This window comes from Arthrobacter sp. H5, assembly GCF_000520595.1.
Classification (GTDB): domain Bacteria; phylum Actinomycetota; class Actinomycetes; order Actinomycetales; family Micrococcaceae; genus Arthrobacter_D.
This window is the reverse complement of the sequence record NZ_KI914980.1, coordinates 1-6,068: the sequence shown is the minus strand read 5'-3', so window position 1 is coordinate 6,068 and position 6,068 is coordinate 1. Positions and strand designations below refer to the sequence as shown.

Sequence of the window (6,068 nt, the reverse complement as noted above, 5' to 3'; positions counted from 1 at the left end):
GGCCCGCCAGGAAAGCCACGGGGCGTTGCTGCCGTGCACTGCATCTTCTCCGGACCGGTCAGAGGTGCGCATATCGACGGCGGTGCACGAGGGAAGGCGCCAGAAGAACCCTCCGTAACCACCGCCCGTCCGCCCGTTGGAACCGGGGCTGCCCAGGCTGACCGGTTTATCCGCTGCCGGACTGAGTGCAAATTCCAAGGTCAGTGACCACACTGCGTCTGCCACTTTCTGCCAGCGCCAGCGGCGTGCCTCATGCAGCAGCGTGGCGCCGTCCGGCCCGTTCCAGCTGAGAGTTTCCTCCAGCGAATCCGCGGACTGTACCGCACACGTCCGTTGGATGCGCCCGTGATCGTCACGCCAAACGTACGCTTCCGCTTCACGCCGGTACGTTCGCCCGCCCCAGAAATTGACGCCATTGACATCCTGGATTGCCACGCCTGCGCCAAGATGCCACACGTGGTCCAAGGGTAGATGGTCGCTCACTACGGTCCCGGCGAGAGTCGAGACAGGATGCAGGTAGGGTCGCGGAGAGGACGTGGGCATGACGTGGGTGCCGTCCAGGTACCGTGCCACCTCCCGGTCGCCGAGCTGGAACCGGTTGACGGCAGGCAGGGTGCGCGCCCATGGTGCCCCGAGTTCACTGAAGGTTGCCTGTGACTTCCCCGCCCGGCGCACCAGTTCCGAAATTCCCGCGATCACCGGATGTGCGTCGTCGCCTTGGCCGATCCACTGGATGTGCTCCGATGGGATGAGCTGCGGCGGCTCCGCGGTGCGGACCGCCTCCATGATCCTCATGAAAGCGCCCGAATCCTTGAGTGAACTGATCAGCGGTGCCCCCGACGCACGATGTTCCAGCAGGTTTTCGAGTAGGTCGGCGCGGTCAAAATGCTCGGTCACGTCTCCATCCGCCGTCGTCGTTATCAGCTTGTCGGTGGTGTAGTACAGCACTGCTGAACCGCTCGTGCCGTGGATAGTGATGCTCGGCGGGGTCTGGTCGGGGCTGCAGAGGGTCAGTGCGCAGGTGACCACCGTGCCCGACGCGGTACGGACGCGGATGGTCGACGTATCGTCACACTCGATCTCGTGGGCCCGGTAAAGGTCCGTTTCCACGGAGGCGACGTCGGCGGCGGTTCGCGCACCGGCTATCGCGAGCGCTGTTGCGACGGCGTGGGACAGCGGATTGGTGGTGACGCCGTCCACCACCTCGACGCCGTTCAAGGTCCGTTTTCCGGCCCACCGGGAACGCTTGAAGTAGCCGCGGGTCCGCGTCCAGGTCCCCGCTGCGCTGATCCCCTGCACCGATCCGATCCGGACGGAGTCGATGAGCGATTCGATGCGGTTCAGCGCCGCAGATCCCATACTTTGGAAGCCTGTTTGAACGGCGGCACTTTGGAAGCCTGTTTGAACGGCGGCACCTGCGGCTTCGGCAGCGAGGAGGAGTTCATTGAACTGCGCCATCGACGCGACAGGTGGTTTCTCCAGATATACATCCGCGCCGGCGGCCAGTGCGGCCAGTGCCAGCGGCGCGTGCGCCTGGATGGGGGCGGCGATGACGACGACGTCGGGTGACACACCCGCAGAGAGCAACTGGTCAAGATCTTCAAAAATCTGCACCAATCCGCCAAGTACACCTGGGGATGGCGGATTGGGGTCGGCCACGGCAACCAGTTCAGCCGCATGACCCATTTCCAGCCGGGCGATGTTCTCAAGGTGGCTGGCACCGTACCCGTGCACCCCCACCAACGCGAGCCGCGGAATGGCTGCGCCCGGGACGTTCTGCGCAGCGTTCCCTGGGGCATGGGTAGCGGAGTTGAGCATCGTGTCACTTTCTTCGTGGTGGCGGCCGTGTTCCGCCGTAAGTGGACAAGTGCCCCGAAGCGGTGGACAGCTTCGGGGCACTTTGATCAGCGAACGATCAGCCTGCGCTGATCATGCCTTCAATCTCGGTTGTCATTTGTTCGGCTGCCTACTCCGGTGTGACGTTGTCAAACATCAGCTCCGACACGTAACGGACAATGGTTTCCTGAACTGTGCCGGCTCCCACCGGGGATGGCATGGGGGAATCTGCAACGTTGGGGGCGATGTCCTCAAGGAACGCCACCACGGACTGGTCCGATTCATCCAGCTCCGGCTGGACGGCCTCGGCCATCTCCGGGTTGGCCGGTACTCCACGGTCCACCAGCATCTTCTTGGCTGCCTCGGGATCGTTGGCCAGGTAGCTCACAAATGCTGCAGCCTCTTCCTGGTTATTTGACTGGCTGGAGATGGACCAGTACATGGACGCCTTGTAGTACATACCGTTGTCGGCGGCGTTGCCGGTGCTGGATGGGACGCGGAGCATCCGGATGTCATCTCCGGTGGCGGAGCGCAGGGCGCCGAGCTGGTTGGACCAGTACCAACCCATGGCGGTCTGGTTGGTGGGGAAGTTTTCCGTCTCGAAGGTGCCGGCCGCAGCTTCGGTGAACTGTGCCGGGCTGGCTCCTCCGCCAGTGTCACGGACGTTGAGGAGGTGTTCAAACCAGGCCGTTACGGTTTCCGGCGTGTACCCGACGCCGCCTTCCTGGTTATAGAGGGTCTCGCCGTTCTGGCGAAGCCAGATCCGAAGGTCGGCGTCCAGTGCGCCGTAGTCGGTACCCTTCACCTCTCCCAGGTTTTCACTGATTTCGGCGGAGATCCGGTAATAGTCTTCCCACGTCCAGGTGGTGTCATCCGGAATGGCGCGCTCCTCTTTCTTCTCAGCATCAGTCAACTTCCTCATAGCCGTCCGTGGCGCCCGCTTGAGGCGGGACATTTCACCTAGCGCTGACATTCGCCCACCCCTTCCAGCGGTTTGCCGGCGCGAGGTTGCAGCGGCGAACCCTGCAATTCGTGTGAAGCCGAACGTCCATATCCAAACCTTCTGTAGACCTGTGCCGACGCCGTGTCTTCGTCGTGATGAGAAAACGCTTTCTCGATGGTTCTTGTCGAGAATAGTATGTGATCCGCCACACGTCAATGAAAACGTTTTCTCGTGACGTCGCTGCAGGCGCTTGGAGGGAATCTACCGTTCTTCGGTGCCCGGACCCAATCCCGCACTTTCCAGGCCTTCGTGTGGCCTTTTGTCCCAGCCAGACTCCGCCAGAATGGGCCGTTTTGTAGGGAGGCTCCGCAGAAGGTGCAGGATTAGGTCCACTCAACCACGGAAGTGCCCCGGCCATTCGTCAACCCGGATGCGTTTGATGGTGCGGATTTGGCCGGCCGTACCCCATTCGTCCCGGCCCAGACGGGACAGCGGCTTCAAGAGATCGATGCGGGGATGTGTTCCGTCCAAAACTTCTTCGGAGATGGCCGCGTGCATCACCTCGCCGAACACCAGGGTGCAGTCACCCATCGGGAGTATGTGGTGGAGCCTGCACTCAAGGGCCGCGGGGGATTCCTTCACCCTTGGTGCAGCGATGGTGAGGCTCGGCTCCCGCGTCAGGCCAGCGGCGTCGTACTCGCTGACGTCCGCATCGAAAGCCGTGCCAGTCGCGTTGACCTGCTCAAACAGGTCCTCGGTCGCGAGGTTCACCGTGAACTCGCCGGTGGCTTGGATATTGCGCAGAGTATCCTTCTCGCCAACTGAGGTGAACTGGATGATCGGCGGCCGGACTGACGCCACCGTGTAGAACGAGTGTGGTGCCAAGTTGTCGACCCCCTCGGCGGATCGTGAGGACACCCAGGCGATGGGCCGCGGAACCACGGTTGCCGTGAGCAGGCGGTAGAAGCCGGACGGTGAAGTGTGGTCTCTGCTGAAGTCCTTGCGCATACGTCGAGCCTAGGGGACGGCGGATCACCGGACGACGACGGTGCGCACCCGGATGCGCACCGTCGTCGTTCTGGTTAGTGTGATCGGACGGAAGAGAGGAGTTCCTCGAGCCGTTCGTAGCCCTCAGACATGCCATCCTCCATTCCGGACTGTGCCATGCCGTCGCGTGCCTCCAACGTCGGATACACGGAATGGGCGCGGAGCCTGGTGCGGCCATTGCCAAGGTCCTCGAAGGTGAGGAACTCGATGCTGACAACATCCGGGTAGCCGTCAAACTCGAAAGTCTGGACGGCAAACTCGTTCTCGCGGACGGTGTGGAAGACCCCGGAAAAGCCGTACGACTCGTCGCCGCGCGAATGTGTGTAGCGATACGATCCGCCGGTGCGGAAATCGTAATGGTCGATGTCCATGGTCAATCCCCTCGGACCGAGCCATTGGGCAACGAGTTCCGGTTCCTTGTGGGCCCTGAACACATCGGCCACGGAGTAGTCGAACTCGCGCTCAAAATCGATGAAGGGCGCGCCGTCGGGAACTGTGACTTTCAATGCGTTACTCATGATGGATCCTTTCAATGCTTGCCGCGTGCGGCGGATTGGGATTTTAGTACTTCATCGAGGCTGCGGAACTGGCTCTCGTGGACCAATCGATACTGGTCGATCCATGCGGTGAGCGCTTCAAGCCTCTGGGGATTCAGGTACACGGGCCGGCGCTGGGCGTCACGTGTGCGGGTGACCAGTCCGGCGTGCTCAAGCACCTGAATATGCTTCGACACAGCTTGTTTGGAAATGTCGAAGGGTTGCGCAAGGTCATTCACCGTGGCCGGACCACGGCTGAGCCGGACGATAATCTGTCGCCGTGCGGGGTCCGCGAGGGCCATGAAGGCCTTGTCGAGATCATCATCCGTCGGGTCCACTTTGATCAACCTTTTTGTTTATCAACCAATTAATTGATTAACAGATTACAACTGCACCCAGACACGGTCAAGCACTTCAGTGGGCTAGTTTTTGAGAAAATCGGCCAGGCTCAACGGCGGCCGCCCTGTGAGGTCATGGACCGCCGTCGTCGTTCCTGAAAGATTCCCTGTGGCAATAGCGCTGTACGTGCTCACCCAGGCGTCCAACTGCCAACGCGGTGCGCCAAAGTGAGCGCGGGATGCGTAGGCTTCGTCGCTGGTTTCGGGCTGGTAGCGGACACTGCGCCCGGTAGCCGTGCTGATGACGGCGGCGGCCTCGGCAAGCGTGAGCACTTCCGGGCCGGTGAGATCATAGGTTCTGCCGATGTGGGCGGCGGGATTCCGGAGTACGACGACGGCGGAGCGGGCCACGTCGTCCCGTGCCACAGCGGACACGCCGCCATTGCCGGCTGGGCCGCGGATTACGCCGTCGTTGCCCGCGAGCTGCGGCAGGATGTCGATGTAGAAGTTGTCCCGAAGGATGGTGAAGTCCATCCCGGATTGCCGGAGATGCTGCTCTGTTGCCCAGTGATCCCGGCCCAGAGTGAAAACCGAGTCAGCTGCGGCCCCGAAGAAGGACGTGTAGACAACGTGTTGAATGCCGGCTTCCCTGGCAGCGTCAATGAAGTTGAAATGTTGTTGAACGCGGTCCACCGCTTCGCCGGCGGAGACCATGAAAAGGGTTTCCGAGCCTTCCAGGACCGCTATCGAGGCACGCTGTCCGAGTAGCTGAACTCTGCCGCCCGCGCGCCCTTCAGCTGAGGCGCGCGCCCAACGTCGCGGACGGGGAGGGTCAGGTCGTAACCGTCGTTGGCAAGCGCGTGCGCAACTGCGCCCCCGACATATCCGGTTGAACCTGTGACTGCAAGAGGTTTAGTCATGTTCTTAGCAGCGTCCGGCCGGGCCGGTTTATTTCCCCAGGGAGCCGAGGCGAACGAGGGGATGCCGCCTGATCACTCAGGCGGCATCCCTCTTCTCAACGCGTTCTGGCTAGCAGAACAGTCCGGTGAGAATCTCGTCATCGTTGTGCTCGTCATTGTCGCTGGAGATATCCAGAACGCTGTCGAGCATCAGGCTCAATCCAAGCCCCAGGCCGAGGTCTGAGGTGAGGCTGCCGTTGTTGTCGCTGTAGTGGTTGTCATCGTCGACGTTTCCATCGACATTGCTGTCCACGTTGGCGTCAACACCCAGGCCGAGGCCCAGGTCCGAGGTGAGGCTGCCGTTGTTGTCGCCGTCGACATTGCTGTCAACAGTGCTGTCCACGTTGGCATCGACGTTTGCGTCAACACCCAGGCCGAGACCGAGGTCCGAGTCGAGTGAGCCGCCGTC

Annotated in this window: 8 protein-coding genes; all 8 read right to left on the bottom strand. The window is 61.8% G+C overall.

Annotated features, from left to right (window positions below):
- Positions 1-1,818, bottom strand: a 1,818-nt coding sequence (locus Y708_RS22690; protein WP_051478564.1) for a DUF6807 family protein, incomplete at its 3' end; no start/stop codon positions are given.
- 148 nt (positions 1,819-1,966) lie between these two features.
- Entirely contained in the window at positions 1,967-2,758 is a 792-nt protein-coding gene (locus tag Y708_RS22685) for an extracellular solute-binding protein (protein ID WP_051478563.1), read from the bottom strand.
- 414 nt (positions 2,759-3,172) lie between these two features.
- Positions 3,173-3,787: a flavin reductase family protein gene (locus Y708_RS0103940; RefSeq protein ID WP_028278924.1), complete on the bottom strand. Its 615-nt coding sequence runs from the start codon at positions 3,785-3,787 to the stop codon at positions 3,173-3,175.
- A gap of 74 nt (positions 3,788-3,861) precedes the next feature.
- On the bottom strand, positions 3,862-4,344 hold the full coding sequence (locus Y708_RS0103935; protein WP_028278923.1) for an SRPBCC family protein: 483 nt from the start codon (positions 4,342-4,344) through the stop codon (positions 3,862-3,864).
- 11 nt (positions 4,345-4,355) lie between these two features.
- Positions 4,356-4,664: an ArsR/SmtB family transcription factor gene (locus Y708_RS0103930; protein ID WP_051478594.1), complete on the bottom strand. Its 309-nt coding sequence runs from the start codon at positions 4,662-4,664 to the stop codon at positions 4,356-4,358.
- Positions 4,665-4,784: 120 nt separating this feature from the next.
- Positions 4,785-5,414: an SDR family oxidoreductase gene (locus Y708_RS22680; RefSeq protein WP_343212947.1), complete on the bottom strand. Its 630-nt coding sequence runs from the start codon at positions 5,412-5,414 to the stop codon at positions 4,785-4,787.
- 29 nt (positions 5,415-5,443) lie between these two features.
- Complete coding sequence (locus Y708_RS31465) at positions 5,444-5,620, bottom strand: NAD-dependent epimerase/dehydratase family protein (protein WP_343212946.1); 177 nt, start codon at positions 5,618-5,620, stop codon at positions 5,444-5,446.
- Between the two features lie 109 nt (positions 5,621-5,729).
- Positions 5,730-6,068, bottom strand: a 339-nt coding sequence (locus tag Y708_RS29580; RefSeq protein WP_035775216.1) for a hypothetical protein, incomplete at its 5' end; no start/stop codon positions are given.

Excerpts from the sequence above, each read along its gene's own strand:
- Y708_RS22680 (WP_343212947.1), bottom strand. The coding sequence starts at position 5,414 with ATGGTCTCCGCCGGCGAAGCGGTGGACCGCGTTCAACAACATTTCAAC.
- Y708_RS22685 (WP_051478563.1), bottom strand. The coding sequence starts at position 2,758 with ATGAGGAAGTTGACTGATGCTGAGAAGAAAGAGGAGCGCGCCATTCCG.
- Y708_RS0103940 (WP_028278924.1), bottom strand. The coding sequence starts at position 3,787 with ATGCGCAAGGACTTCAGCAGAGACCACACTTCACCGTCCGGCTTCTAC.
- Y708_RS31465 (WP_343212946.1), bottom strand. The coding sequence starts at position 5,620 with ATGACTAAACCTCTTGCAGTCACAGGTTCAACCGGATATGTCGGGGGC.
- Y708_RS0103930 (WP_051478594.1), bottom strand. The coding sequence starts at position 4,664 with ATGGCCCTCGCGGACCCCGCACGGCGACAGATTATCGTCCGGCTCAGC.
- Y708_RS0103935 (WP_028278923.1), bottom strand. The coding sequence starts at position 4,344 with ATGAGTAACGCATTGAAAGTCACAGTTCCCGACGGCGCGCCCTTCATC.